At 64.2% G+C, this 25,993-nt stretch carries 23 protein-coding genes; 14 read left to right on the top strand and 9 right to left on the bottom strand.

The window, feature by feature from the left end:
- Positions 1-95 precede the first annotated feature (95 nt).
- Positions 96-344, top strand: a complete 249-nt coding sequence (locus ACLFKU_RS27190) for a hypothetical protein (RefSeq protein ID WP_410851140.1) — start codon at positions 96-98, stop codon at positions 342-344.
- 195 nt (positions 345-539) lie between these two features.
- Here the strand turns inward: ACLFKU_RS27190 and ACLFKU_RS27185 are convergent, their stop codons facing one another.
- The 8 genes from ACLFKU_RS27185 to ACLFKU_RS27150 all read right to left on the bottom strand — a co-directional run bounded on the left by ACLFKU_RS27185 (position 540) and on the right by ACLFKU_RS27150 (position 8,483).
- On the bottom strand, positions 540-854 hold the full coding sequence (locus tag ACLFKU_RS27185; RefSeq protein ID WP_184129020.1) for a DUF4148 domain-containing protein: 315 nt from the start codon (positions 852-854) through the stop codon (positions 540-542).
- A gap of 199 nt (positions 855-1,053) precedes the next feature.
- Complete coding sequence (locus ACLFKU_RS27180) at positions 1,054-2,610, bottom strand: alkaline phosphatase family protein (protein WP_410851139.1); 1,557 nt, start codon at positions 2,608-2,610, stop codon at positions 1,054-1,056.
- 150 nt (positions 2,611-2,760) lie between these two features.
- The gene (locus tag ACLFKU_RS27175; RefSeq protein ID WP_368582933.1) at positions 2,761-3,453 is read right to left on the bottom strand and encodes a hypothetical protein; all 693 of its coding nucleotides are present in this window, start codon (positions 3,451-3,453) and stop codon (positions 2,761-2,763) included.
- Positions 3,453-3,935 carry a glycoside hydrolase family 108 protein gene (locus ACLFKU_RS27170; protein WP_013092495.1) on the bottom strand — a complete coding sequence of 161 codons (483 nt, stop codon included), beginning with the start codon at positions 3,933-3,935 and terminating at the stop codon, positions 3,453-3,455. The genes ACLFKU_RS27175 and ACLFKU_RS27170 overlap by 1 nt, the downstream gene beginning before the upstream one ends.
- 53 nt (positions 3,936-3,988) lie before the next feature.
- Complete coding sequence (locus tag ACLFKU_RS27165; RefSeq protein ID WP_410851138.1) at positions 3,989-5,464, bottom strand: tetratricopeptide repeat protein; 1,476 nt, start codon at positions 5,462-5,464, stop codon at positions 3,989-3,991.
- Between the two features lie 285 nt (positions 5,465-5,749).
- The gene (locus ACLFKU_RS27160) at positions 5,750-6,613 is read right to left on the bottom strand and encodes an ABC transporter permease (RefSeq protein ID WP_026228639.1); all 864 of its coding nucleotides are present in this window, start codon (positions 6,611-6,613) and stop codon (positions 5,750-5,752) included.
- A 16-nt stretch (positions 6,614-6,629) separates the two neighbouring features.
- Positions 6,630-7,424: an ABC transporter ATP-binding protein gene (locus ACLFKU_RS27155; protein WP_026228638.1), complete on the bottom strand. Its 795-nt coding sequence runs from the start codon at positions 7,422-7,424 to the stop codon at positions 6,630-6,632.
- A gap of 39 nt (positions 7,425-7,463) precedes the next feature.
- Positions 7,464-8,483: an ABC transporter substrate-binding protein gene (locus tag ACLFKU_RS27150; protein WP_368582930.1), complete on the bottom strand. Its 1,020-nt coding sequence runs from the start codon at positions 8,481-8,483 to the stop codon at positions 7,464-7,466.
- Between the two features lie 321 nt (positions 8,484-8,804).
- Between ACLFKU_RS27150 and ACLFKU_RS27145 the strand changes: the two genes are divergently transcribed.
- From ACLFKU_RS27145 to ACLFKU_RS27125, 5 genes are all read left to right on the top strand, one after another.
- On the top strand, positions 8,805-9,482 hold the full coding sequence (locus tag ACLFKU_RS27145; protein ID WP_013092490.1) for a response regulator: 678 nt from the start codon (positions 8,805-8,807) through the stop codon (positions 9,480-9,482).
- A gap of 2 nt (positions 9,483-9,484) precedes the next feature.
- Positions 9,485-10,870, top strand: a complete 1,386-nt coding sequence (locus ACLFKU_RS27140; RefSeq protein ID WP_368582927.1) for a sensor histidine kinase — start codon at positions 9,485-9,487, stop codon at positions 10,868-10,870.
- 125 nt (positions 10,871-10,995) lie between these two features.
- Entirely contained in the window at positions 10,996-12,036 is a 1,041-nt protein-coding gene (locus tag ACLFKU_RS27135; RefSeq protein ID WP_410851137.1) for an ABC transporter substrate-binding protein, read from the top strand.
- A gap of 50 nt (positions 12,037-12,086) precedes the next feature.
- Positions 12,087-13,469: a sensor histidine kinase gene (locus ACLFKU_RS27130; protein ID WP_410851136.1), complete on the top strand. Its 1,383-nt coding sequence runs from the start codon at positions 12,087-12,089 to the stop codon at positions 13,467-13,469.
- Between the two features lie 31 nt (positions 13,470-13,500).
- Positions 13,501-14,196 carry a response regulator gene (locus tag ACLFKU_RS27125; RefSeq protein WP_368582922.1) on the top strand — a complete coding sequence of 232 codons (696 nt, stop codon included), beginning with the start codon at positions 13,501-13,503 and terminating at the stop codon, positions 14,194-14,196.
- Positions 14,197-14,343: 147 nt separating this feature from the next.
- On the opposite strand, the gene ACLFKU_RS27120 is transcribed toward ACLFKU_RS27125, so the two are convergent.
- The gene (locus ACLFKU_RS27120; protein WP_410851135.1) at positions 14,344-15,150 is read right to left on the bottom strand and encodes a DNA-binding transcriptional regulator; all 807 of its coding nucleotides are present in this window, start codon (positions 15,148-15,150) and stop codon (positions 14,344-14,346) included.
- 221 nt (positions 15,151-15,371) lie between these two features.
- On the opposite strand from ACLFKU_RS27120, the gene ACLFKU_RS27115 reads away from it, so the two are divergent.
- From ACLFKU_RS27115 to ACLFKU_RS27080, 8 genes are all read left to right on the top strand, one after another.
- The gene (locus tag ACLFKU_RS27115; RefSeq protein WP_410851134.1) at positions 15,372-17,234 is read left to right on the top strand and encodes a bifunctional 3-(3-hydroxy-phenyl)propionate/3-hydroxycinnamic acid hydroxylase; all 1,863 of its coding nucleotides are present in this window, start codon (positions 15,372-15,374) and stop codon (positions 17,232-17,234) included.
- A 1-nt stretch (position 17,235) separates the two neighbouring features.
- Positions 17,236-18,186 (top strand): 3-carboxyethylcatechol 2,3-dioxygenase, encoded by a 951-nt coding sequence (locus tag ACLFKU_RS27110; protein ID WP_410851133.1) that lies wholly within the window; start codon positions 17,236-17,238, stop codon positions 18,184-18,186.
- An 18-nt stretch (positions 18,187-18,204) separates the two neighbouring features.
- Entirely contained in the window at positions 18,205-19,014 is an 810-nt protein-coding gene (locus tag ACLFKU_RS27105) for a 2-keto-4-pentenoate hydratase (RefSeq protein WP_410851132.1), read from the top strand.
- Between the two features lie 35 nt (positions 19,015-19,049).
- Positions 19,050-20,000 carry an acetaldehyde dehydrogenase (acetylating) gene (locus tag ACLFKU_RS27100; RefSeq protein WP_410851131.1) on the top strand — a complete coding sequence of 317 codons (951 nt, stop codon included), beginning with the start codon at positions 19,050-19,052 and terminating at the stop codon, positions 19,998-20,000.
- Positions 20,001-20,013: 13 nt separating this feature from the next.
- Positions 20,014-21,045, top strand: a complete 1,032-nt coding sequence (gene dmpG, locus ACLFKU_RS27095) for a 4-hydroxy-2-oxovalerate aldolase (RefSeq protein ID WP_368585451.1) — start codon at positions 20,014-20,016, stop codon at positions 21,043-21,045.
- Between the two features lie 101 nt (positions 21,046-21,146).
- Positions 21,147-22,409 (top strand): 3-(3-hydroxy-phenyl)propionate transporter MhpT, encoded by a 1,263-nt coding sequence (mhpT, locus tag ACLFKU_RS27090; protein WP_368585532.1) that lies wholly within the window; start codon positions 21,147-21,149, stop codon positions 22,407-22,409.
- An 81-nt stretch (positions 22,410-22,490) separates the two neighbouring features.
- The gene (locus ACLFKU_RS27085; RefSeq protein ID WP_368585452.1) at positions 22,491-23,375 is read left to right on the top strand and encodes an alpha/beta fold hydrolase; all 885 of its coding nucleotides are present in this window, start codon (positions 22,491-22,493) and stop codon (positions 23,373-23,375) included.
- 354 nt (positions 23,376-23,729) lie between these two features.
- Positions 23,730-25,958, top strand: coding sequence for an NADP-dependent isocitrate dehydrogenase (locus ACLFKU_RS27080; protein WP_410851130.1), 2,229 nt, complete (start codon positions 23,730-23,732; stop codon positions 25,956-25,958).
- The last annotated feature ends 35 nt before the right edge of the window (positions 25,959-25,993 follow it).

Below are 25,993 nucleotides of genomic sequence, written 5' to 3'. Positions count from 1 at the left end.
ATTTATTCTGGATCATTGAAACGTCAACAATCGGGAAAGCCCTAAGCCACTGCATTCGCGCTTCGCGTTAGTCTTTTCGAAAAGGAGACGAACCCATGCGACAAGCGTTCAATATTGCGTTGGTGCTTTTGCTTGGCTATTTGATGGCGGATCGGGCGTTGATGCGTGCGCAGGCGGGCGAGGTCGGCACGATTACGTGTCACCAGGGCGCGGCGCTCGTCAAATCGCAAGCGTTGAAAAAGGGCTTTGGCGACGCTGGCGCGAGCGCGCAGAGCGAGAGCTTCCTGTCGAGTTGCCTCGTGACCGGGCGTGGCCAGGTCGGCGATCTGATCGCACGCGAGTGAGCGCCGGCAGCTGAGGATTCGTCGCGGCGCACGCATAGCGCCGCGAAAAAGCGCCCAGACCGTGAAGGCCCGGGCGAAGTCATCGGGAGCCCGATGACGGAGGTAACACATATGAACTGGCCCGCGCTCGGAGATACCCGAGCAGCGGGCCAGTTCATTTGAATCGGGGCGCGCGTCGCAAGGACGCGCTATCGCTTACTGACCGAAGTAGACCGACTTCGGGCCACTCGTCGGAGCCGCACGGCTCGTTTGGGTCGTACCGCTCACTACACCACCGAAGCCGGTAGCGGCTTGGCCGACGCCGTTTTGCGCGTCGACGCGGGCTTGCGCAGCCTGGATGTCAGCCGGGTAGTGCGGGTCGGCGAGACCGGGTTGATAGCCGGCCTTTTCCAGCTGGACCAGCTCGGCGCGCACTTGAGCGCGGGTCACGGGCTGGTTGGCTTGCGCGAAAGCAGCGACCGGAGCGGCGACAGCGACAGCGATGACAACGGCTTGAATCAGCGATTTCATGATACTTACCTCCAGTTCAGGGTTTTTTGTCTTGCTGCGAACTTGCTTGTTCGTAGTCAGTGATTGCATTGTAATTTGGTGAACTTGGCAGAGTAAGTCACGATGCAGGTAATGTTTGTTGCGAGAATTGATACAAAAGTGCGGAACTTTCAGGGTTAACGCGTAGGCTTTCGTTGCGTCGCCGCCGCGGTGCGGAGTGCTACTTCTCCGACACAGGACTGACGGGCGAGGGCGTTGCCGTTGCCGGTGGCGCCGGATCGTTTCGCGCGCTGCCCGGCGTCGCGGCACGCACCGATTGCCGCAAGCGCGTGAACGCCTGGCTCGTGCGCGCATCACGCTGGTCGCGTGCGTCGTAGAAGTCTTTGCTGAGCCACTGGCCGAGACTCATCATCAGCGAGCCCAATGCGCTCTTGAAGCGCACCCACGCATTGCCGGTGCGCGCCAGTTGCGCGGCCGCGTCGACCGAGTCGGCGGCGAGCCGGTCCAGTTCCGCGTGCAGAAAGTCGGCGAAATGATGCAGGCCATGCTGATTGCCATTCGACGATTTGCGCTCCAGCTCGACGTGCTCGGCAATCAGCGATTGATTGGGCACGCGAATAAACGGCGGCGTATCGGCGCGCGCGCCGCCGTCATGGCGAATCGCCACACCGAGGTTCGCGGATGCCGCGGTGCGCTCGCCGAGCGGCGGCATTTGCCACTTGTCGCACAGGTACTTCAACAGGCTGCAATGATCGAATTGTTCGTTGCATACGCCGGCTTCGCACCACGGCGACACGAGGATCGCGGGAACGCGCACGCCGAGTCGTTTGAAATCGAAGCTCGTGGTATGGCCGTCGGGTGCGACTGCGTCGGCCGGCGGCGATACGTGGTCGTAGAAGCCGCCGTGCTCATCATAGAGGACCACCAATAACGTGCGCTCCCACAGCGCCTGATTCGAGCGCAGCGCATTGTAGGTATCGGCGATCAGCTTCTCCGCCTTCATGATGTTGTGCGGCGGATGATCGTCGTTCTGCGCTTCGCCGAAGTACTTCGGCTCGATCAGCACGAATTGCGGGAATTGGCTGGCGGGTCCCGCTGCGTCTTCGAAGAACTTGTCGAAAGAGCGGTAATTCGCGAGGTTTTCAGCGCGTCGCTGGTTCTTCAGCAGCAGTGACGCGGGGAAGTCGTAGAAATAGACGCTCCATGTTTTGCGCGCGACGTTCAAGCGATCGAAAATCGTGTCCTGATCCTGCTCGGTGTACCAGCGTGGATTGAGTCCGTCGAGTCCCGAAGGCATGTCGATCTCGCCTTTCGACGTACCCGTGAGCGCGAAAAAACGGTTCGGCCACGTCGGCCCCGGCAATGAAGAGAACCACCGGTCGCACACGGTGAATTGCGAACCGAGCGTGTGCAGCGCGGGCAGAAAGCCGAGCGGGTAATAGCCCATCACGTCTTGCCGCGCGACCAGGCTGCTCTTCGGATAGTCGTTGACGAACGAACGCACGAAGCCGCTGTTGTCGGCGGCGATCTGATCCATCACGGCCTTGTGCTCGTGATTCGGATCGTGCTTCATCTGCCGCTCGCGCGTCGCACGCGGATAGAAGGTATGGCCTTGACCGTCGGCGTTCGATTTGCCGGCCGCGTTGCGCACGCCGTCCAGTTTGTCGTGCACGGCGTCGAGGCAGCCGAGCATCTGGTCGAACGAGTGATTCTCCATCAGCAGCAGCACGACGTGTTCGATCGGATCGTGCTGCGCGTTCGGCTCGACGTCACTCATCTTTATCGCTCCACTCGGGACGGGATGGATTTCGCGTTGCCAACTTAGCGCAAAACGCGGACTGGCGAAAGAGCGCTGGTTTGCAACGGACCTGCACGCGACGCTCGGCGTACCTCGTCGCGTGCATGATTGGTTCAGCCTCGCATCGACTCAACTGCCGCCAGAGAAGATCGGACCTTGCCCGCCCGGCGCGAACGACGGGAAGTGGTCGCCGGACGGCGCGACCGCCGCCGGTGCATGCGCTCCCGGCTGTGATGCCGGTTCGCGCAAGGTCAACGCGCTATCGGCCGTGATCGGCACGCTCGGCTTCGCGAGCAGCTCGGTCTTGCGCATCGAGCCGACCGACGTGCCGAAGTAATAGCCGATGATGCTGATCCATGCGGTTCCCAGCGCACCGACGATCACGTTGACGAGATCCTTGTTGGTGCCCGGCAGCGGCTGAAACGCCATCAGCAGCAGAATGCCGAAGAAGCCGGTGGTGACGGCCATCGCGAGCACCTTCGGGACCCAGTCGCGATTGGCGACACCCATCGCGCGTGCGTTCGCGGTGTCGCTGGTGGCGATGCGGGCCATCTCGGCGTCGTGCGCGAGGCTCGACTGCGCGGCCGTCACCATCAACTGCTGCAATTGCAGCGAGTTCGCGGTTTCGGCCTGGCGAAGTTTTTCGAGTGCGCCGGGGTCGTTCAACGCGGGTTCCACGAAGGCCGGGTCGCTCGGCGTGCCGAGCGCGTGCGAGATGATCGCGGCGGCGGCGCTCACGCCGAGGCCGACCGGACCACCCACGAGCCCGGCGAGAAGCGGGGCGGTGCTGCTGATGTTCGTCGCTACTTTGGTCCAGTCCATCATGCTGCTCCCAGGAGAAGATTGGCTGCCATGCGTTCGGTCCAGCCGCGGCTGAAACTCGGCCACGAATGCAGGTTGCGCAGGTACCGCAGACGATACGCGGCGAAGCGCATCACGAACTTCATCGGATCGGCGTTCTTGACCGCATCGAGCGTGTCGGGGCCGAACTTGCCGTCTTCCTTCGCGCCGGACGCTTTCTGCATCCACAGCACGACGAGGCCGCCGTTGTAGTTCGCATCGAAAATCTGGAAGGCCACGCGCGGGTCGAGTTCGTCGAGATGCAACGGGTCCCAGTACCTGCGCTTGGCGATCTGATGGGCGGTTTCGAGCGGCAGGTCTTTCATCGCGCCGTTATAGCCCTCGCTGCGCGCGACGCGCGCCGTTACACCCCACATCGTTTCGCCGCCCGGATCGGCCGGATTGAAGCTGTACCCGCCTTCGTTTCCGATCAAGGCTTTGAATGCATCTTCGAAACTGTCCATCGAACTGTCTCCTGTTCGGCTGTGTTGCCAACTCAAATGGCGATGCGTGCGGCTCAGGCCGCTCGCATCGCCTGTCCTACGGCGTCGCGTACCGTGTCGAGCGAGGCTCGCAGCGAGTACGACGTCATCGGATTCGAAACGGGCTTGACGCGCGGCTCAGGCCTCGATGTCCGGGTGTCGGCTTCGTCGGGCGATGCGTCCGTCGACAGCGCCAGCTCGCGTTCGCGCGCCGACAGCGTGCCGGCGTCGAGCTGCAATGCCTGTGCATACTTGCGCGCGGCCTCGCGCAGAGCGCCTTTGTGTTCCAGCGCGCGGCCCCATTCCGCATAGGACGGCGCGAGATCGGGCCGCAACGCGACGGCGCGCGAGAGCTTGTCGATGGCTTCGTCGTAGTGGCCGGTCTTCACGAGCGCCTCGGCCCAGTCGTGCAGCGTGTCGACGGATTCCGGGTTCATCTCGGCGGCCCGCCTGAATGCGTCGAGCGCTTCGCGGTCGTGCCGGTTCGTATGCAACAGCACATCGCCGAGCAGCCGCAGGTTTTCAGCGGTGCGCGACTTTTCGTTCGCGCCGGCTCGCAGTTCCTTGAGCGCATCGTCGATGCGGTTCTGCTGTTCGAGCGCGATGCCGAGACTCGCGCGCAGCACCGCCGAGTCTTTGTACTGCGACAATGCTTCGCGGATCTGCTGCTCGGCTTCTTTCGAGCGCTGCTGACTGTCGAGCAACCACGCCTTGCCCGCGACTGCCCATTGGGCCTGCTCGGATGAGGGCAGCGCGAGGACTTCGTCATAGATCCCGACGATCTCGCGATAGTCGCATTGCGCGAGCGAACATTTGGTCTTCTGCACCTGGGTGAACAGATGACTGGCGAGGATGTTGGGTTCGGCGAGGCGCATCGCCGTGATGGCGATGTCGTGCACGAACTTTTCGAGGTCGCGCCCTTCGAACGGCACCGTGCTTTCGCGGCCGTTGAACGGGCCGTGTTCTATCTGCACGTGCGCGATATATGAATCCGCGCTGTTGTTGGTCTTCGTGATGCCGACGTGCACGGCGACATCTTCGCGCTGAAGCACGCCTTTGATGAAGCGCACCGTCGTCGCATACGACATCTCCTGACCCGGGATCTGGATGTCCTGCTGCGCGTCGTTGCTGGTCATCGTGTCGTGCGGAATCGATTCGGCGTCCCGCCCGATTTCCTTCATCGCCGACATGATCCGCTCGGCCAGAAAGTTCGACGAATAGCCGCGCTCGGTCAACGTTTGCGGCGTCTCCACCGGCGGCACCAGCAATTGACGCGTGAGCACGCCGCGCGCGACGAGGCAGATGGAACCGATCGTCAGCAAGATGACCAACCACGGCAACACATAGGGCCAGAGGCGCTTCGGCCCGCGACCGATCACACTGGCGGTATGCAAGCCGAACAGCACGAATCCGCTGGGATGATGACGATGGCGGCGATTCGCGGCGTTGGCGCGCAGGACCGCACCGCTGAACCCGTTCATCGACCGACGTTGACCCTGTGCACTCGACATGACCCACCTCGCTTCGATCGGCGATCAATGTTGGCGATCGCCCGACTTGCGCGGTGGGTATGCATTGAGCGTGCCATGCCGCGGGAAACGGACTTGCAGGCGGCCGTTGGCTTCTGGTGAGGGGATTGAAAGAAAGAAGTGTCGCGGGCTGGCCAACCTATCGGCAAAAACAGTTTGCCGGCGGGAGACAGGATGCGGGTTGGCAAACAAAAATGCCGCTCAGTCCAGAAGACCGAGCGGCATTGGTGAAGCGAACTACTGTTTGAGGACTTGCGCAGCGGTGGCTTAAACCGAACTCGGCCGCCATTTCAACAATCGATGCTCGACCGCGGTCAACAGGTAGTCGGCGGCAAGCGCGACCACCGCCAGCACGATCATCGCCGCGAACACGCCGCTCGCATTGAACGCGCCCTGCGCGGTGGAGATCAGCAAGCCGATGCCCTGCTTCGAGCCGAGAAACTCGCCGACCACCGCGCCGACCAGCGCGAAGCCGAAGCTCACGTGCAGGCTCGCGAGAATCCAGCTGAGCGCCGACGGAATCACGACCGAGGTCGTCACCTGACGGCGCGACGCGCCGAGGATCTGCGCATTCGCGATCATGTAGCGGTCCGCTTCGCGCACGCCCTGGAACGCGTTGGCGAACACCACGAAGAACACCATCACGACCGCGAGCGCGACTTTCGACGCCATGCCGAGCCCGAGCGCGATCACGAACACCGAGCCGAGCACGACGCGCGGAATCGAGTTGGCGATCTTGATGTAGAGGCTGAACACGTCGGAGAGCAGCTTGTTGCGGCCCAGTACGATGCCGCAGACGATGCCCGCGACCGAACCGATGATGAAGCCGAGGCCTGTCTCTTCGAGCGTGACCCACACCTGCGTGAGCAGCGGCCCTTGCGACGTGCCGTTCACGAACCAGTCGACGATCTGTTCGAAGATCGCGCTCGGCATCGAGAAGAAGAACGGGTCGATCCACTTCAGGCGCGCGGACAGCTCCCAGCCGCCGAGCACGACCACGAGCACCAGAATGCGCAGCGAAATCACCAGAACCTGGCGCTGGCGGATCTTCTTCTGCGCGATACGCTCGACGTGGGCGAGCGACGCGGCGTCGATGCCCGCGGGCATCATCTGTTGAGAGGGTGTAGACATGTTTGCCGTTCCTTGATTAACCGATCTGCACTTCTTCGCGCAGGTCATGCCAGATATCGCGCGAAATTTCGATGAAACGTGAGTCGTAGCGGATCTCCGACGTGACACGCGGTCGCGGCAGATCGATTTCGTAGACTTTCTTCAGCGTAGCGGGGCGCGCGGTCAGCACGAACACGCGGTCGGCGAGCGCAATCGCTTCCTCGAGGTCGTGCGTGACGAACACGACCGAGCCGACGCCGCCCCACAATTGCAGCAGCTCGTCCTGCATCAACGTGCGCGTCTGCATGTCGAGGGCCGAGAACGGCTCGTCCATCAGCAGGATTTCCGGCTTGTTGATGAAGGTCTGCGCAAGCGCGACGCGCTTGCGCATGCCGCCGGACAGTTGATGCGGATAGTGCTTGCCGAACTTGTCGAGGCCCACGCGGCGCAGCCATTCGTTCGCTTCGTCGTAGGCGGCCGATTTCGAACGGCCACGATAGAGCGGACCCGCCGCGACATTGTCGAGCACCGAGCGCCACGGAAACACCGCATCGGCCTGGAACACGAAGCCGATGCGCGGATCGATGCCGTCCACCGGCGCGCCCATCACGCGCACTTCCCCGGTGGTCGGCTTCAGCAAGCCGGTGATCATGCTGAGCGTGGTGGACTTGCCGCAGCCGGTCGGGCCGACCACCGCGACGAACTCGCCGCGTGCCACCGACATGCTGAAGTCGCGCAGCGCGATCGTGGCCTTGCCGTCCGGGGAAATGAAACGGCACGACACGTTGCGCATTTCGATCGCTGGCGTCTCGCGTGACATAGGTTGATTCATCGGCGGGTGCCTCGCAGTTCTGTGAATATGAATGAAGCGTTACTTCGACGCGGTCTTGACCGGCGCCGACAGGAAGTCGTTGGTGTAGGTCTTGGCGAGGTCGATATGCTTGCCCTTCACCGACGGATTGAATGCGGACAGCACCTTCAGCACCGTGTCCGGGCCGTCTGCGGGCATCTTGCCGTCCTTCGTGAACATCGGCAGCGACGCCTTCAGCGCGCCCACGTACAGGTCCTTGTTGTTGCCGTAGTAGTCCTTCGGCATTTTCGCGGCGATGTCCTCGGCGCTATGCGTCGCGATGAAGTTCAGCGTCTTCGCGAACGCGTGCGACAGCTTCGCCGCGTCGTCCTTGTGCGATTCGGCCCACGCGCGCTGCACGTAGAAGCTCGACGCGGGGTAGGTGCCGCCGAGTGCGGCGCGCGTGCCTTCCACGGTGCGCATATCGACCAGCACCTTCGCGTCGCCGGTCTTCAGCAGTTGCGAGACGGTCGGCTCCGTGGTCATGCCGGCGTCGATGCGGCTTTGCTTGACGGCGGCGATGAAGCTGTTGTCCGCGCCGACCGGCAACATCGTGTATTGCGTCGACGGCACGCCTGCGCGCTGCGCGAGGTACTGCGTGAGGAAGCTCGTCGACGAACCGAGGCCGGTCACGCCGAGCGTCTTGCCTTTGACGTCGGCCATGCTCTTCAGCGTATCGGCCGCCTTTGTCGAGACCATTTCGACTTCGCCCGGCACCTGGCCGAAGACGACCAGCGCCTGCACTTCCTTGCCCTTGCTCTGCAGGTCAATCGTGTGATCGTAGAAGCCGACCACGCCTTGCACCGCGCCCGCGAGCAGTTCGTTCTCCGCATCGACACCGGCCGGCTGCGACAGGATCTCGACGTCGAGGCCTTCGTCCTTGAAGTAGCCGAGCTGCTCGGTGAGCTTGGCCGGCAGATAGATGATCTTGGTGGCGCCGCCGACCATGATCGTGATCTTCTCGGCGTGAGCGGCGGCCGAAGCTGCGGCAAGGGCGAACGCAACTCCTGACACAACGGCAATCTGGCGCAAGGTACGCATGAAGCAGTCTCCTTAGGTGGGTCGCCGCAATCGGAGCGCGGCGCTTTTCTGGGTGAATGGCAGCGATTATAGAAACGCGAAACCTTCTGCCAGCTTTCGGGGTTTGGCGCAAAACATGGGTGTTAACCCGACGAGGCGCCGACGAGGCGCCGACGACGCGCCGACGCCGCGCCGACGCCGCGCCGACGCCGCGCCGAAATTTCGCGCCAATCGCCGCCGCACTCGCGGCAGCCACTGGACGTATGCTGTAAACCACACTTCACGCGCGCAGACCCCTTGTTTTAAGGCACAATCGACGACCTGACTTTTGCCGTTCCCGCCATGAAGCTGCTGCTGATCGAAGACAACCCCACGCTTGCACACTGGCTCGCGAAGATGCTGGAGCAGGAAGCCTTCGCGCTCGACGCCGTGCAGGACGGCGACGAAGCCGACCGCCTGCTGCGCACCAATCACTACGACGTGATCCTGCTCGACCTGAACCTGCCGAAGCTGTCCGGCAAGAACGTGCTGCGCCGGCTGCGTCAGCGCGGCGACGCGACGCCGGTGCTGATCCTGACCGCGAGCGGCTCGATCGACGAGAAGGTGGAACTGCTCGGCGCCGGCGCCGACGACTATCTGGTGAAGCCGTTCGAAGTGCGCGAGCTGATCGCGCGCATCAAGGTGGCGATCCGGCGGCAGTCGCCGTCCAAAGCGAGCGAGGTGGTGTGCGGCGACCTGTCGTTCGACATCGACACACGGCAGTTCACGCTGAAGGGCGCGCCGCTGAACGTGACGCCGCGCGAGCGTTCGGTGCTCGAAGCGCTGATCCTGCGCCTGGGCAAGACGGTGACGAAGCCCGCGCTCGTCGATGCGATCTTCACGCTCGCCGACGAGCCGAGCGAAGACGCGGTCGAAATCTACATTTCCCGTCTGCGCAAGAAGCTCGATGGCAGCTCGGCCGCGATCGTCACGCTGCGCGGGCTCGGCTATCTGCTGCGCAAGCGGGAAGACGACCAGTAACGATGTCCAATAGTCTGCGCATACGCCTGCTGTGGTGGCTGCTGGTGCCGCTCGCGCTCTATGTGTTCGTGACCGGCAAGACCGAGTACGACAACGCGCGGCACACCGCGAATCTGGTGCAGGACAACCAGCTGGTCGCGTCGGCGCGAATGATCGCGGGCGAGGTCGAATGGAGCGACGGTTTTCTGCGTGTCGATGTGCCGCCCGCCGCGCTCGAGATTTTCGCGTCGCCATATCGCGACCAGGTGTTCTACAGCGTACGTGTCGACGATGGGCGGCTGCTCGCGGGTACGCCTGATTTCCCGCCGCGCCCGCTGCGCGCGCCCGACGTGCCGGATTCGTACTACACCGAGTTGCACGGCCAGCAGGTGCGCGCGGTCGACATCGTGCGATTCATGTACGACAACGGCGCGACGCGCCCCGTACGCGTGACGGTCGGCAAGACCGTGCGCTCGCGCGACGCGATGACTCAACAACTGTGGCGGCCGCAACTCGTGCGCCAGCTCGAAATGATCGCGCTGGCAGTCGCACTCGTTTGCATCGGGCTCACGTTCGAGCTGCGCCCGTTGATGAAGGTGAAAGACGAAGTGGCCGACCGCGATCCGATGCAGCTCGAACCGATCCGCGTCGAGCGTCTGCATTCGGAACTGCGGCCCATCGTCGATGCGATCAATCAGTGCATCGCGCGGCTAGGCGTGCAGGTGGCGGCGCAGCGGCGCTTCATCGCGGATGCCGCGCATCAGTTGCGCACGCCGCTCACGCTGCTCGGCACGCAACTGCAATTCGCGCGGCAGCAGGAAGGCCTCAATCCCGCGCTCGACGAAGCGCTTGCCGCGATGCATCGAAGCAATCGTTCGATGGTCGGTCTCACCAACAAGCTGCTGTTGCTCGCGCAGGCCGAGGCCGCCGACAACTCGCAACTGGCGATGGAACGCGTCGATCTGGTGCCGCTCGCAATGGAGGTCGTCGAAGATCTCGGGCTGCTCGCGCAGGCGCGTGAAATCGATCTTGGCGCGGAATTGCACGGCGTGGCGCCGGTGCTCGGACATCGCGGCATGTTGCAGGCACTGATCGCGAATCTCGCCGAGAACGCGATTCGCTATACGGGCAGCGGTGGCCATGTGACGGTCGCCGTGAGTGCGGATACCGAGGCCAATACGGTGACGGTCAGGGTGACCGACAACGGTCCGGGCATTCCGGCCGAAGCGCGCAGCCGCGTGTTCGAGCCGTTCTTTCGCGCGTCGACGGATACGGAAGGCACGGGCCTCGGTCTGGCGATCGTGCGCGAAATCGCGGACGCGCATCACGGCGAGATCGTGCTGAAGGCGGGCGAGGGCGGCAAGGGCGTGGATATCGCCGTGACGTTTCCGCGCGCGACGCCGCAGTGATCGGGATAAACCCGAGGTTCGCGCAACAGATACGGCCCTGAAAGCATCGGGAAGGGTTCGCCCCTTCAGAATCACGGGCGGGCGACCCGCGCGGCGCCCAGAGCAAGATAACGGAGACACCCGCAATGAAGCTTTCCCCGACGCGTTTCTCGCGCGCGGCCTATGCCGCCGTCGCGGCGTCGCTCGTCTTGTGCGCGCTCGCGAGGCTCGCGACGCCTGCGCACGCCGCCGCGCCGGAGAAACTCGCGATCATGGTGGGCGGCACCAACAAGCTCATCTATCTGCCGGCGCGTCTTGCCGAACAGCTCGGCTATTTCAAGGCGGAAGGGCTCGACGTCGAACTGCTGTCGCAGCCGACTGGTATAGAGGGCGAGAATGAAATGCTCGCCGGCGCGGTGCAGGGCGTGGTCGGCTTTTACGATCACACGATCGATCTGCAGACACGCGGCAAGGAAGTGAAGACGATCGTCGTGTTCAGCCAGGTGCCGGGCGAAGTGCAACTGGTCGCGGCGAAGTCGGCCGCTTCGATCCGCAGCATGGCCGACGTGCGCGGCAAGACGCTCGGCGTGACCGGACTCGGTTCGTCGACGAGCTTCCTCACGCAATACCTCGCACAGCGCGCGGGCGTGCCGTCCACGCAATACACGCTGCTGCCGGTCGGCGCGGACAGCAGTTTCATCGCGGCGATGCGGGAAGGACGCATTCACGCGGGTATGACGACCGAGCCGACCGTCACGCAGCTATTGAAGGCGGGCGACGCCAAAGTACTCGTCGATATGCGCAACGTCGACGGCACGCGCGCCGCGCTCGGCGGCACGTATCCGGCGTCGAGCCTCTACGTGCAAAGCACGTGGCTCGACGCGCATCCGGACGAAGCCGCGAAACTCGCGCGCGCATTCGTCAGGACACTGCGCTATATGCATACCCACAGCGCGGAACAGATCGCCGCGCAGATGCCAAAAGAAGACATCGGCAACGACAAGGCGCTGTATATCAGCGCGTTGCAGGCTTCGCTGCCGATGTACACCGTCGACGGCAAGATGCCCGCCGACGGTCCGCAGACGGTGCTGAAGGTACTGTCGAGTTTCAATCCGGCGGTGAAGGGGCGGTATATCGATCTGTCGCGCACCTTCACCAACCAGTTCGTCTCTGACGTCAAGCCTTGAAAGCGGGCTGACCGCGTGGGTCGCATCGAGCACAAGAGGATCGGCACATCGTGTTTTCAGGCAGTTTGCGCGGACGCTTGTTGTGGTGGCTGCTGTTGCCGCTGGCGGCATTCGTCTCCATTTCAGTCGTCATTTCATACCGGTTCGCGCAGAACACCGCGGACCTGGTGCAGGACCATGCGCTGCTGTCGTCGATGCGGATCATCGGCGAGGATGTCGACTGGGACAACGGTTCGGTGTCGATCCAGATTCCGCCGGCCGCGCTCGAACTGTTCGAATCGCCGGAACAGGACACGGTTTTCTATCGCGTCGAGGCGGGCGGCCATCGTTTGCTCGCGGGCATCCCCGAGTTGCCGCTGCCGCCGCATGTGAGCGACAAGCCCACGCTTTATGCCACCCATTTCGCCGACGGCCGCGCGGCGCGCGCGGTCGCCTACGCGCGGCAGCTTTACGACTCGGGACATACCGAGGAAGTGATCGTCGCGGTCGCGAAGATGGAGGGCTCGCGCGACGCGATGGTGTGGCGTCTGCTGCGGCCGCAATTGTCCGGCGAAGTCCTGACGCTGGTGCTGGCGATGGTGTTCGTCTACCTCGGCCTGACCTTCGAACTGCTGCCGCTGATGAGGGTGAAGGACGACGTCGCCGATCGCAATGCGTCGCAACTCGAACCGATTCGCGTCGCGCGTCTGCACGTCGAGCTCAGGCCGATCGTCGATGCGATCAACCAGTGCATCGCGCGAATGGGCCAGCAGGCCGCGACGCAGCGTCAATTCATCTCCGATGCAGCACATCAGCTGCGCACGCCGCTCGCGCTCCTGGTCGCGCAGATCCAGTTCGCGCGGCAACGCGATAGCCGCGACGCCCCGCTCGACGAAGCGCTCGCGGGCATGCACAAGAGCAGCCGCAAGTTGACCACGCTGACCAACAAGCTGTTGTTGCTGGCACAGGCCGAGTCGGCCGCGCCGCTGAGCGTGCCGGAGCGGATCGATCTGAGCGCGTTGATCGCGGGCGTGCTGGAGGAGCTGATCGCGTTTGCGCAGTCGCGAGAAATCGATCTGGGCGCGGAGCTGGAAGACGGCCTGTACGTGACCGGCGACGAAGCATTGACCGCGGCCCTCGTGACCAATCTGGTCGACAACGCGCTGCGCTATACGCAGGCGGGCGGGCGCGTCACGGTGCAGACGCAGCGGCGCGACGCGATGGCGATCGTGCGCGTAATCGACAACGGACCCGGCATCAAGGCCGATGCGCGCGAGCGCGTTTTCGAGCGCTTCTATCGTGCGTCGAGTCATGCGGAAGGGACTGGTCTCGGCTTGCCGATCGTGCGCGAGATTGCGCATCGCCAGGGCGGCAGCGTGACGCTCGAATCGAACGCAGGCGGCGCGGGCCTCGTCGCGACCGTCGAGATGCGCTTATGGCTCGGCGCAACCTGAGCTCGCGCGACTCACCAATGAGAGGACAACGATGAAACTGCTGCTCGTGGAAGACGACGCGGACCTCGCGCGCTGGGTGATGAACCTGATGCAAGTCGAGCAATTCGCGATCGACTGGGCGCAAAACGGCGAATGCGCGGAGACGCTGCTCGGTCTGCAATGCTATGACGCGGTGCTGCTCGATCTGCGCCTGCCCGGCATGAGCGGCAAGGAGGTGCTCGCGAGGTTGCGCCGCAAGCGCGACAACGTGCCGGTGCTGATGCTGACCGCGAATGGCTCGACCGACGACAAGGTGGCCTGCTTTTCGGCCGGTGCCGACGACTATGTCGTCAAGCCCTTCGATGCGCGCGAACTGGTGGCGCGCATCAAGGCGCTGATTCGCCGTCAGGCCGCGGGAGACAGAGGGCAGTCGACCGAATGCGGCGATCTGCGTTATCTGTTCGATTCGCGCGAATTCGTGCTGCGGGACGAACGGCTGCCGTTGCGCCGCCGCGAACACGCGATCCTCGAAGCGCTGATTCTGAAGCAGGGCAAGACCGTCTCCAAAGCCACGCTGATGGACAAGATCTTCACGCTCGACGAAGAGCCGAGCGCCGACGCGATCGATATCTATATTCACCGGCTGCGCAAGCATCTCGCGGCATCGACCGCGAAGATCATGACGCTGCGCGGACTCGGCTATATCTTGCGTGAAGAAGAGCCGCGCGAGGCGTTTGCGTCTGGCTGAGACGACAGCGCGTTCTTGAACCGAGGTTTCGCTGGCTTCGGCGAGCAGTGCGCGCGCCGCGCTGCTGATGCTGACGGTGTATGACGACGACGTCGCACCGCTCGCCGAACCTGCCGATGATGAACTGCTCGTGGCCGTAAGTGGCTGTTAACGTTTGGCTCTCGCGTTGCTCTGCGCCGCGAGTTCCCCGACCATCTCACGCGCGGCCGTCTGCAACTCGGGCACGTAGCGCCGCTTCGCTTCCGCGAGCGACACCGCGCGCGACAGAAACACCACGTTCAAGCTCGCGAGCACACGCTGCTCGAACACGATCGCGACGGCGACCGCGCCGATCTTCCCCTGGTCCACCCAGTCGCCGTGATTCGAACCGAACCCATCCGCGCGCACGCGTCTTACGAGACTGCGGATCAACGCGTCGTTCGACGCGAGCGCCTTCTGCTCCTCGCCGCCCGCACCCGCGCGCAGCAGATCGAGAATGTCCTCGCGCTCTTCATCGGGGCACATCGCGAAGTACGCGCGGCCCGCTGCGGTCAACAGCATCGGCAAGCGGCGGCCGACCATCGCGCGATGAAACGACAGCGTACTGAAGCGGTGGGTGGTCTCGCGGATGATCATCGCGTCGCCGTCGGGCGTGGTCAGATCGGAAGGCCACGCAACGCGTTGCAGCAGACGCCCCATGACCGGCGGCGCGATGGTCGCGATGCGTTCGTCGTCCGTGAAGCCTTCGCTCAGTGCGCGCACTTTCAGCGTAAGCCGGAAGCTGTCGTCCGACGCGCTGCGCCGCACGAAGCCTTCTTCCATCAACGTCTCCAGAAGCCGCCGCGCGGTGGTGCGATGCAGGCCGGTCAGCTCGCTGATCTGCTGGCTGGTCGCGCGGCCGCTGTCCATCGAGTTGAGTGCTTGCAGCACCTGCAAGCCCCGCGACAGACCTCGCACATTCGTGTATTTGGTCACTTAAAACCTCAATAAAATCAACTATGTGCATTCTATGCACATTTTCCAGATTTTGTTGAGCGGGTAAGTGGCCAGTCCTAGACTGCCAACAAATCAACGAATTCATGGAGACGCGAGCTGTTGCCCGCAGGCGATTTTTTCGCCGTGGTTACCGCTGGTTCCCGCCGCCGCGCTCCGTGAATAGCTCGACCTGGTCACTTCGGTCGACATACGGAGACAACATGCCCCAACCGCTCGACCCGGTGGCCGCGCAAGGCCACAGCGGAACCGTCACCACCGACGTCGCGATCATCGGCGCCGGCCCGGTCGGTTTGATGATCGCCAATTATCTCGGCCTGCAAGGCGTACGCGTCGTGCTGATCGAAAAGCTCGACAGGATCATCGACTATCCGCGCGCAATTGGCCTCGATGACGAAGCACTGCGCGTGTTCCAGTCCGTCGGCCTCGCCGATGCGTTGCTGCCGCACACGACTCCCGATCACTGGATGCGCTTCGTCACCAGCAACGGTCACTGCTTCGCATCGATCGAACCGCGCACCGACGAATTCGGCTGGTCGCGCCGCAATGCGTTCATCCAGCCGCTGGCCGATCGCGTGCTGTACGACGGTCTGCAACGCTTCCCGCACGTCGAGGCGCTGTTCGGTCACACCGTCAACTCGTTCACGCAGGACGGCAGCGGCGTCACGATCGAAGCGCAACACGCGCAGAGCGGCCGCCGCACGATCCGCGCGTCGTACATGGTCGCCGCGGACGGCGGCAACAGCTTCGTGCGCCGCACGCTCGATGTGCCGTTCGAAGGCCGCACGAAGCCGAATCAGTGGATCGTCGTCGACGTACGCAACGACCCGATCGGCTCGCCGCACGTGTACATGCACTGCGATCCACGGCGCCCGTATGTGTCGGCCGCGCTGCCGCACGGCATTCGACGCTTCGAATTCATGGTGATGCCCGGTGAGACCGAGGAAGAGCTGTCGAAGCCGGAGAACATGGCCGCGCTGATCCGCAAGGTCGTCGCCGAGCCGGACAAGGTCGACTACATCCGCAAGCGTGTCTATACGCACAACGCACGCCTTGCGAGCAGCTTTCGCGTGAACCGCCTGCTGCTGGCCGGCGACGCCGCGCACATCATGCCGGTGTGGCAGGGCCAGGGCTACAACAGCGGCATTCGCGACGCGAGCAACCTCGGCTGGAAACTCGCGATGGTGGTCAAGGGAGTCGCCGGCGATGCGCTGCTCGATACCTATACCGCCGAGCGCCGTTCGCATGCGCGCTCGATGATCCACCTCTCCGAAGTGGCGGGCGACATCTTCGCGCCGACGAGCCGCTTCGGCATCAAGTTCCGCGACGCGTTCGTGCGTACGTTCAACTGGTTTCCGGCGGTCAAGCGCTACTTCGTCGAAATGCGTTTCAAGCCGATGCCGCGCTATGAAAGCGGCGTCGTGTTGCTCGCGCACACGCCGCGCAAGCGTGGCTGGCTCGCGCGCGTGCTCGAACGCTCGGGCCATTCCGCGCCGGGCCGCCTGCTCGGTCTGATGAGCGAGAAGCGCGAGTCGCGGCTCGGCCGTCTCGTGTATGGACGCGACCCGCATTGTCATTCGCCGGTCGGCCGCATGTTCATTCAGCCGCGCGTGCGTACGGCGAGCGGCGAGATCGTGCGACTCGACGATGTGCTCGGCAACCGCTTCGCGATCGTCGGCTGGGGCGCGGAACCGACGTTTGGTTTGTCTGATGAAGCGCGCGCGATCTGGCAGCGGCTCGGCGGCTGCTTCGTGGTCGCGAAGCCGGACACGCAACTGTCTTTCCATGACGACGTGCCAGAAGACGTGATCGCGATCGGCGATGTGAACACGCGGCTGAAGGACTGGTTCACGCGAATGCCGGAATCGGTCGTGCTGTTGCGTCCGGATCGTTTCGTCGCGGGCATGGGCTCGCCGCAGCAGGTGTCGCAACTGGTCGTCGAACTCGCGCGGAAGCTGCATCTCGCCGCGGCAACGCGTGCTGATGTGACGGATGCCTGCACCGAAGCAGCGTTCGCGCGCGATGCCGGTGCCACTCTCGCAACCGCTGCAACCGCCGGAGCCTGACATGCCGATGCTGCTCGAATGCCTGTCGCACACGCCGTTGCACGGCTATTACGATCCCGCGCCCGAAGTCGTCGCCGAAGTCGAGCGTGTGCATGCGGCGGCGCGTGCGCGCGTCGTCGAGTTCGATCCTCAACTGGTCGTCGTGTTCGCGCCCGATCATTACAACGGTTTCTTCTATGACGTGATGCCGCCGTTCTGCATCGGCGCATCGGCGAGCGCGGTCGGCGATTTCAAGAGCCTCGCTGGTCCGCTGAACGTGCCCGCCGATACCGCGCTCGAACTGGCCGAAGCGGTGCTCGCGAGCGATGTCGATGTCGCGGTCTCCTACCGCATGCAGGTCGATCACGGTTGCGCGCAAGCGCTGGAGATTCTGACCGGCGGACTCGATCGATATCCGGTCGTGCCGGTGTTCATCAATTCGGTGGCCGCGCCGATGGCTTCATGCCGCCGCGCGCGTCTGCTCGGCGATGCGTTGGGCCGCGCGCTCGCACGCTCGAACCAACGCGTGCTCGTGATCGGCTCGGGCGGCATTTCGCACGAACCGCCGGTGCCGGAGCTCGCGGGTGCGAGCGACGAAGTCGCCGAGCGTCTGATCGCGGGCCGCAATCCGTCGGCCGAGTCGCGCGCGGCGCGGCAGGCACGCACGATCGCGGCGGCGCGCGCGTTCACCGCGGGCGACAGCCGTCTGCATCCGCTCAATCCCGAATGGGACCGCGCGTTCCTGAAGCTGCTCGAGGACGGCGAGCTGACCGCGCTCGACGGCCTGACCAACAACGCAATCACGCGCGATGGCGGGAAGTCCGCGCATGAAATCCGCACGTGGATCGCCGCGTTCGGCGCACTGAACGCGAGCGGCCCGTATCGCGCGTCGCTCGATTACTACCGTCCGATCCCCGAATGGATCGCGGGCTTCGGCGCAATGCACGCGCGACCCGTGACGGCCCACGTCTAACTCAATCAGGAACCCGCTATGAGCACTCAAAGCAATGCCGACGCGCTGGCCCTGCGCCTGCGCGAATCGGAACGTGCGCGCGTGACCATCGCGCCGTTGCGCGACGACGCGCGTTTCACCGAACTTTCGAACCCTGCCGACACCGAGCAACTCGCGTACGCGGTGCAGCAGGCCAACGTGGCTGCGCGCGTCGCGGCGGGAGAGCGCATCGTCGGCCGCAAGATCGGACTCACGTCGCCGGCGGTGCAGCGTCAACTCGGTGTCGATCAGCCGGATTTTGGCGCGCTGTTCGCATCGATGGCGTATGGCGACAGCCAGCCGATTCCGCTCTGCGAACTGATTCAGCCGAAAGTCGAGGCGGAGATCGCGCTCGTGCTCGAGCACGATCTGCTGCACGAGCGCCACACGTATGCCGATCTGATGCGCGCAACCGCGTATGCGGTCGCGGCGATCGAAGTGGTGGACAGCCGCATCGAAGGCTGGAACATCCGCTTCGTCGATACGGTCGCGGACAACGCGTCGAGCGCGCGCTTCGTGCTCGGCAGCCGCCCGGTGTTGCTGCGCGATATCGATCTCGCGGCCTGCGCGATGACGCTGTCGAACGATGCCGAAGTCCTGTCGCGCGGCAATGGCGCCGCATGTCTCGGCAATCCGCTGAATGCCGCTGCCTGGCTCGCGGATCGCATGGTCCGGCTCGGCACGCCGCTGCGTGCCGGCGACGTGCTGATGACGGGCGCTTTGGGCCCGATGGTCGCGGTCAAGCAGCCGGGCAGCTTCAGCGCGCAGATCGACGGTCTCGGCAGCGTCCGCGCGACTTTCTCCGCATAAAGCAAGCACTCGCAAGCAATCGATTGGGAACTCATATGGCAAGCGAAAAACTCAGGGCCGCGATCATCGGCTCGGGCAATATCGGCACGGACCTGATGATCAAGATCATGCGCAACGGCCGGCATCTGGAGATGGCTGCGATGGTCGGCATCGATCCGAACTCCGACGGCCTCGCGCGCGCCGCGCGGCTTGGCGTTGCGACCACGCATGAAGGTGTCGAAGGTCTGACGCGTCTGCCCGGGTTCGAAGACATCGATTTCGTGTTCGACGCGACTTCGGCCGGCGCGCACGTGAAGAACGATGCGTTCCTGCGTGCTCGCAAGCCTGGCATTCGCCTGATCGACCTGACGCCGGCCGCAATCGGGCCGTACTGCGTGCCGGTCGTCAATCTCGACGCGCATATCGACGCGCCCAACGTGAACATGGTGACCTGCGGTGGTCAGGCGACGATTCCGATGGTCGCGGCCGTTTCGCGCGTCGCCAAGGTCCACTACGCGGAGATCGTTGCATCGATCAGCAGCAAGTCGGCCGGGCCCGGCACGCGCGCGAATATCGACGAATTCACCGAGACGACCTCGAAGGCGATCGAAGTGGTCGGCGGCGCGGCGAAAGGCAAGGCGATCATCGTGCTCAATCCGGCCGAACCGCCGGTGATGATGCGCGACACCGTCTATACGCTGTCGGAGATGGCCGACCTCGACAAGCTCGAGCAGTCGATCGAGGAGATGGTCGCGAAGGTTCACGCGTACGTGCCCGGCTATCGCCTGAAGCAGAAGGTGCAGTTCGATGTAATCCCGGCGAACGCGCCGCTCAATATTCCGGGCCTCGGCATGTTCAGCGGTTTGAAGACCTCGGTGTTTCTCGAAGTGGAAGGCGCCGCGCACTACCTCCCTGCCTATGCCGGCAATCTCGACATCATGACTTCGGCCGCGCTCGCGACCGCCGAGCGCATGGCGCAGGCGCTCATGCAGGCATCAGAGGCTTAAGGAGACTTCCCGCATGGACAAAAAACTCTATATCTCCGACGTGACGCTGCGCGACGGCAGCCACGCGATTCGTCACCAGTACTCGATCCAGAACGTGCAGGACATCGCGCGCGCATTGGACAAGGCGAAAGTCGATTCGATTGAAGTGGCGCACGGCGATGGCCTGCAAGGGTCGAGCTTCAACTACGGCTTCGGCGCGCATAGCGACCTTGAATGGATCGAAGCGGTGGCCGACGTGATCTCGCACGCGAAGATCGCGACGCTGCTGCTGCCCGGGATCGGCACGATTCACGACCTGAAGGCCGCGTACAACGCGGGCGCACGCGTGGTGCGCGTGGCGACGCACTGCACGGAAGCCGACATCTCGAAGCAGCACATCGAATACGCACGCGAACTCGGCATGGACACCGTGGGTTTCCTGATGATGAGCCACATGACCACGCCGGAGAATCTCGCGGTCGAAGCGAAGAAGATGGAAAGCTATGGCGCGACCACGATCTACGTGGTCGACTCGGGTGGCGCACTGACGATGAATGACGTGCGCGATCGCTTCCGCGCGATGAAGGCCGTGCTGAAACCCGAAACGCAGACCGGCATGCACGCGCACCACAACCTGTCGCTGGGCGTGGCGAACTCGATCGTCGCAGTGGAAGAAGGCTGCGACCGCATCGACGCATCGCTCGCGGGCATGGGCGCGGGTGCGGGCAATGCGCCACTCGAAGTGTTCATCGCGGCAGCGGAGCGCATGGGCTGGAATCACGGCACCGATCTCTACACGCTGATGGACGCCGCCGATGACATCGTGCGTCCGCTGCAGGACCGCCCGGTGCGCGTCGATCGCGAAACGCTGGCGCTCGGTTATGCGGGTGTGTATTCGAGCTTCCTGCGTCATTCGGAAGTGGCCGCGAACAAGTACGGCCTGAAGACCGTCGACATTCTGGTCGAACTGGGCAAGCGCCGCATGGTCGGCGGTCAGGAAGACATGATCGTCGACGTCGCACTGGATCTGAAGCGCGCACGCGCAACCGACGCAGTGGCTTCATGACCCAGACGCTGCTCGGCGGCGCCGCATGCCGCGCGCGCAGCGTTCATTTCATCCAGCAAGGTCGCCGCAAGAGCGACGCTGATTCAACATTGGAGACATTCATGCGGCAGTCAACACGAGCAACACCAACAACGCAGTCGACGAAACCTCTTGCCAGCGGCGCGCTGACGATCGGGCTCTGCCTGATCGTCGCGCTGCTCGAAGGCGTCGACCTGCAATCGACCGGCCTCGCCGCACCGCGCATGGCGCGCGAATTTCATCTCGCGGTCGCGCAGATGGGCTGGGCGTTCAGCATCGGCGCACTCGGGCTGCTGCCCGGAGCCGCGATCGGCGGACGTCTCGCCGACCGGCTCGGACGCAAGCGCGTGCTGATGTGGTCGGTCGCGCTGTTCGGCCTCTTTTCGCTCGCGACCGCGCAGGTATGGGATCTGAACAGCCTGCTCGCCGCGCGCTTTCTGACCGGCCTCGGTCTCGGTGCGGCGATGCCGAATCTGATCGCGCTGTGCTCGGAAGCGGCGCCGCCGCATCAGCGCAACACCGCGGTCGGCGCGATGTATTGCGGCATGCCGTTCGGCGCGGCGCTCGCGGCGGTGGTCGGCATCATCAGCCCGGGCGATGCGGGCTGGCGGCATATCTTCTACGTCGGCGGGTTAGGGCCGTTGCTGGTGCTGCCGCTGCTTGCGCTGTTCATGCGCGAGTCGGCGCAGTTCGTCGCGGCGCGCGCAACCACGGGCGCGCGCCGCGATGCGGCCGCCAGCGTGACGCGCGCGCTGTGGCAGGAAGGGCGCGCGGGCACGACGATCGCGTTGTGGATCAGCTATCTCGGCACGCTGATCGTGCTGTATTTCCTGATCAACTGGCTGCCGTCGCTCGTATTGACGCGCGGTCTGACGCGCGTGCAGTCGGGCGTCGTGCAGATGATGTTCAACATCGGCGGCGGCATCGGCGCGATCGTGATCGCCGGCATGATGGACCGGATGGGCCGGCGCCGCACGGTCGCGGGCATGTATGTCGGCATCGTCGTCGCACTTGGTGCGTTGCTGAGCGCGAACGGCGGCGCGTCGATGGCGTGGGGCGGTCTGCTCGCGGGCCTGTTCCTGGTCGGCGGCCAGTCGGTGCTGTATGCGCTGGCAAGCAGCCTGTACCCGACCGAAGTGCGTGGCACCGGCGTCGGCGCGGCCGTGGCGGTTGGCCGTCTCGGCTCGATCCTCGGACCGTTGATCGCGGGGCAACTGCTCGCGATCGGTCAGGGCGCGAGCGTGCTGCTCGGCGCGAGCATTCCGCTGATCGCAGTCGCCGCGATCGGTGCGTGGCTCGTCGTGAATCGCTCGACACTTCGATATACCGCGGCGGCCGCGCAGTAGTTTTGCGGCCTGAAATATGGAGCGGGCTTGCCGTCAGCGGCGGCCCGCAGTCACTCAACTCGTGAAACACAGGAATCCGACATGAGCAATACAAATACACAAGCAGTGGCGATCAGTGAAGAAGCGACCAGCAAATTCGTCCGGATCACTGAAGATGGCCGCGAGGTGCAACTGCACTACAACGACGTGGGGCAGGGCGCGGAAACGGTCGTGATGCTGCACGGCTCGGGACCGGGTGCGACCGGCTGGGCCAACTTCAATCGCAACGTCGAGCCGCTCGTCGCGGCGGGCTATCGCGTGATCCTGATGGACTGCCTCGGGTGGGGCAAGAGCGATCCGATCGTCTGCAAGGGTTCGCGCTCGGAACTCAACGCGCGCTGCCTGAAGGCGTTGCTCGATGCGCTCGATATCGAACGCGCGCATCTCATCGGCAACTCGATGGGCGGGCATAGCGCGGTTGCGTTCGCGCTCTTGGAACCGAAGCGCGTCGGCAAGCTCGTGCTGATGGGCGGCGGCACCGGCGGCCCGAGCCAGTTCGTGCCGATGCCGACCGAAGGCATCAAGCTGCTGCAAGGCCTGTACCGTAACCCGACCATCGAGAACCTGCAGCGCATGATGAGCGTCTTCGTGTTCGACACGAAGGCGTTGACCGAAGACCTGATGCAGGCGCGTCTCGCGAATATGCTGGCACGGCGCGACCATCTCGAGAACTTCGTCGCGAGCCTCGCCGCGAATCCGAAGCAGTTCAACGACTACGGGCCGCGCCTCGGCGAAGTGGCCGCGCCGACGCTGGTGATCTGGGGCCGCGACGATCGCTTCGTGCCGATGGACGTCGGCCTGCGGCTCGTTGCCGGGATGCCGAACGCCGATCTGCATGTGTTCGGCCGCTGCGGGCATTGGGCGCAGTGGGAGCATGCGGACAAGTTCAACCGGATGGTGGTCGAGTTCCTGGGGCGCGAGGGGTAAGGCGGGTTGTTGTTGCGGGCGACTGGCGCGCCGTTGCGGCGGCGGGCTAATGCGATCCATTCGCATTTAGCCAAAAATAATACGTCGCAAGTCATCTATAAGATATCTGTCTTAAGACCGGGTTAATCGGCCGCAAACCCTTGCCAGCCGGGGCTCGACCCTTTTCGGCAGGGTCTTGCGACCTGTTTGTTTACCCACATTTAGTGGAAAACGCGCATATACTCTCGGTCGTATCGCAAAACGAAGGTCGCGGGGTTGCGTCGTGCCGAACCGGCGCCGTCGCCATCGCGCCGCGATTTGCGCTGGCCTCGACTGCCAACGCTCTGTCTATCACTTCCTAGCAAAGCATTAATCATGTCCACACCGCCGAAGATCATCTACACCCTGACCGACGAAGCGCCCGCACTGGCGACGTACTCGCTGCTGCCGATCGTCAAGGCGTTCACGCGCTCGTCCGACGTGCTCGTCGAAACGCGTGACATCTCGCTCGCCGGCCGGATCATTGCCGCATTTCCTGACTACCTGAGCGCGGAACAGAAGGCTTCCGACGATCTGGCGGAGCTCGGTGGACTCACCACGCGCCCGGAAGCGAACATCATCAAGCTGCCGAACATCAGCGCGTCGGTGCCGCAACTGAAGGCCGCGATCGCCGAGTTGCGCGATCAGGGCTACAAGCTGCCGTCGTACCCGGACGTCGCGACGACCGACGCCGAGAAGGACGTCAAGGCCCGCTACGACAAGATCAAGGGCAGCGCGGTGAACCCGGTGCTGCGCGAAGGCAACTCGGACCGCCGCGCGCCGCTGTCGGTGAAGAACTACGCGCGCAAGCATCCGCACAAGATGGGCGCATGGAGCGCGGACTCGAAGTCGCACGTCTCGCACATGAGCGGAGGCGATTTCTACGGCAGCGAAAAGTCGGCGCTGATCGCGCAAGCCGGCAGCGTGAAGATCGAGCTGGCCGCCGCGGACGGCACGACCACGGTCCTGAAGGCGAAAACGCCGGTGCTGGCAGGCGAAATCATCGACGCGTCGGTGCTGAGCAAGAAGGCGCTGCGCAGCTTCATCGAAGCGCAGATCGCCGACGCGAAGGCGAACGGCGTGCTGTTCTCGGTGCACCTGAAGGCCACGATGATGAAGGTCTCGGACCCGATCATCTTCGGTCACGTGGTGTCGGTGTTCTACAAGGACGTGCTCGCGAAGCACGCGGAAGCGCTGGCCAAGGTCGGCTTCAACCCGAACAACGGTATCGGCGACCTGTACGCGCGTCTGAAGGATCTGCCGGCTGAAACGGCCGCGGCGATCGAAGCCGACATCAAGGCGCAGTACGAACAGCGTCCGCCGCTCGCGATGGTCAACTCGGACAAGGGCATCACGAGCCTGCACGTGCCGAGCGACGTGATCGTCGACGCGTCGATGCCGGCGATGATCCGCGAGTCGGGCAAGATGTGGGGCGCCGACGGCGCGCTGCACGACGCGAAGGCGGTGATTCCGGACCGTTGCTACGCCGGCGTGTACCAGGCTGTGATCGAAGACTGCAAGAAGCACGGCGCGTTCGATCCGGTCACGATGGGCACGGTGCCGAACGTCGGCCTGATGGCGCAAGCCGCGGAAGAATACGGTTCACACGACAAGACGTTCCAGATCCCGGCGAACGGCGTGGTCCGCGTGACCGACGAAGCCGGCGCGGTGCTGCTGGAGCAGCCGGTCGAGGAAGGCGACATCTTCCGTATGTGCCAGACCAAGGACGCGCCGATCCGCGACTGGGTCAAGCTCGCGGTGAACCGCGCCCGCGCGACCAACACGCCGGCAGTGTTCTGGCTCGACCCGGTGCGCGCGCACGATGCGCAGATCATCAAGAAGGTCGAACAGTACCTGAAGGATCACGACACCAATGGTCTCGACATCCGCGTGATGACGCCGGTCGACGCGACGAAGTTCTCGGTCGAGCGCATCCGTGCGGGCAAGGACACGATCTCGGTCACCGGCAACGTGCTGCGCGACTACCTGACCGACCTGTTCCCGATCATGGAACTGGGCACCAGCGCGAAGATGCTGTCGATCGTTCCGCTGATGGCCGGTGGCGGCATGTTCGAAACCGGCGCGGGCGGTTCGGCGCCGAAGCACGTGCAGCAGCTGGTCGAGGAAGGCTTCCTGCGTTGGGATTCGCTCGGTGAATTCCTGGCGCTGGCGGCATCGCTCGAACATCTGAGCACCGCGTATCACAACCCGAAGGCGCAGGTTCTCGCGAAGACGCTCGATCAGGCGACCGGCAAGTTCCTCGACAACGACAAGTCGCCGGCGCGCAAGGTCGGCGGCATCGACAATCGCGGCAGCCACTTCTACCTCGCGATGTACTGGGCCGAAGCACTGGCCGCGCAAACCGACGACGCGGCGCTGCAGGCGCAGTTCGCGGGCGTCGCGAAGGCGATGGCCGACAACGAGGCGAAGATCGTCGCGGAACTCGGCGCGGCGCAGGGCAAGCCGGTGGATATCGGCGGCTACTACCGTCCGAACGTCGAGCTGACCAGCAAGGCGATGCGCCCGAGCGCGACGCTGAACGCGATCGTCGATTCGGTGGCTTGAAGCCGCGCGGGCTGCTGATGCGGTAATCATCGCGG

Source organism: Paraburkholderia sp. EG304, from assembly GCF_046543485.1.
Classification (GTDB): Bacteria; Pseudomonadota; Gammaproteobacteria; order Burkholderiales; family Burkholderiaceae; genus Paraburkholderia; species Paraburkholderia youngii.
This window is presented reverse-complemented; position numbering and strand designations above follow the sequence as displayed.

What these genes read in the sequence shown, in the direction of transcription:
- ACLFKU_RS27135 (WP_410851137.1), top strand. Translation starts at nt 10,996, where the DNA reads ATGAAGCTTTCCCCGACGCGTTTCTCGCGCGCGGCCTATGCCGCCGTC.
- ACLFKU_RS27150 (WP_368582930.1), bottom strand. Translation starts at nt 8,483, where the DNA reads ATGCGTACCTTGCGCCAGATTGCCGTTGTGTCAGGAGTTGCGTTCGCC.
- dmpG (WP_368585451.1), top strand. Translation starts at nt 20,014, where the DNA reads ATGGACAAAAAACTCTATATCTCCGACGTGACGCTGCGCGACGGCAGC.
- ACLFKU_RS27190 (WP_410851140.1), top strand. Translation starts at nt 96, where the DNA reads ATGCGACAAGCGTTCAATATTGCGTTGGTGCTTTTGCTTGGCTATTTG.
- ACLFKU_RS27140 (WP_368582927.1), top strand. Translation starts at nt 9,485, where the DNA reads ATGTCCAATAGTCTGCGCATACGCCTGCTGTGGTGGCTGCTGGTGCCG.
- ACLFKU_RS27100 (WP_410851131.1), top strand. Translation starts at nt 19,050, where the DNA reads ATGGCAAGCGAAAAACTCAGGGCCGCGATCATCGGCTCGGGCAATATC.
- ACLFKU_RS27175 (WP_368582933.1), bottom strand. Translation starts at nt 3,453, where the DNA reads ATGGACTGGACCAAAGTAGCGACGAACATCAGCAGCACCGCCCCGCTT.
- ACLFKU_RS27105 (WP_410851132.1), top strand. Translation starts at nt 18,205, where the DNA reads ATGAGCACTCAAAGCAATGCCGACGCGCTGGCCCTGCGCCTGCGCGAA.
- ACLFKU_RS27160 (WP_026228639.1), bottom strand. Translation starts at nt 6,613, where the DNA reads ATGTCTACACCCTCTCAACAGATGATGCCCGCGGGCATCGACGCCGCG.
- ACLFKU_RS27115 (WP_410851134.1), top strand. Translation starts at nt 15,372, where the DNA reads ATGCCCCAACCGCTCGACCCGGTGGCCGCGCAAGGCCACAGCGGAACC.
- ACLFKU_RS27155 (WP_026228638.1), bottom strand. Translation starts at nt 7,424, where the DNA reads ATGAATCAACCTATGTCACGCGAGACGCCAGCGATCGAAATGCGCAAC.
- ACLFKU_RS27145 (WP_013092490.1), top strand. Translation starts at nt 8,805, where the DNA reads ATGAAGCTGCTGCTGATCGAAGACAACCCCACGCTTGCACACTGGCTC.
- ACLFKU_RS27080 (WP_410851130.1), top strand. Translation starts at nt 23,730, where the DNA reads ATGTCCACACCGCCGAAGATCATCTACACCCTGACCGACGAAGCGCCC.
- ACLFKU_RS27185 (WP_184129020.1), bottom strand. Translation starts at nt 854, where the DNA reads ATGAAATCGCTGATTCAAGCCGTTGTCATCGCTGTCGCTGTCGCCGCT.
- ACLFKU_RS27180 (WP_410851139.1), bottom strand. Translation starts at nt 2,610, where the DNA reads ATGAGTGACGTCGAGCCGAACGCGCAGCACGATCCGATCGAACACGTC.
- ACLFKU_RS27110 (WP_410851133.1), top strand. Translation starts at nt 17,236, where the DNA reads ATGCCGATGCTGCTCGAATGCCTGTCGCACACGCCGTTGCACGGCTAT.
- mhpT (WP_368585532.1), top strand. Translation starts at nt 21,147, where the DNA reads ATGCGGCAGTCAACACGAGCAACACCAACAACGCAGTCGACGAAACCT.
- ACLFKU_RS27085 (WP_368585452.1), top strand. Translation starts at nt 22,491, where the DNA reads ATGAGCAATACAAATACACAAGCAGTGGCGATCAGTGAAGAAGCGACC.
- ACLFKU_RS27165 (WP_410851138.1), bottom strand. Translation starts at nt 5,464, where the DNA reads ATGTCGAGTGCACAGGGTCAACGTCGGTCGATGAACGGGTTCAGCGGT.
- ACLFKU_RS27125 (WP_368582922.1), top strand. Translation starts at nt 13,501, where the DNA reads ATGAAACTGCTGCTCGTGGAAGACGACGCGGACCTCGCGCGCTGGGTG.
- ACLFKU_RS27170 (WP_013092495.1), bottom strand. Translation starts at nt 3,935, where the DNA reads ATGGACAGTTTCGAAGATGCATTCAAAGCCTTGATCGGAAACGAAGGC.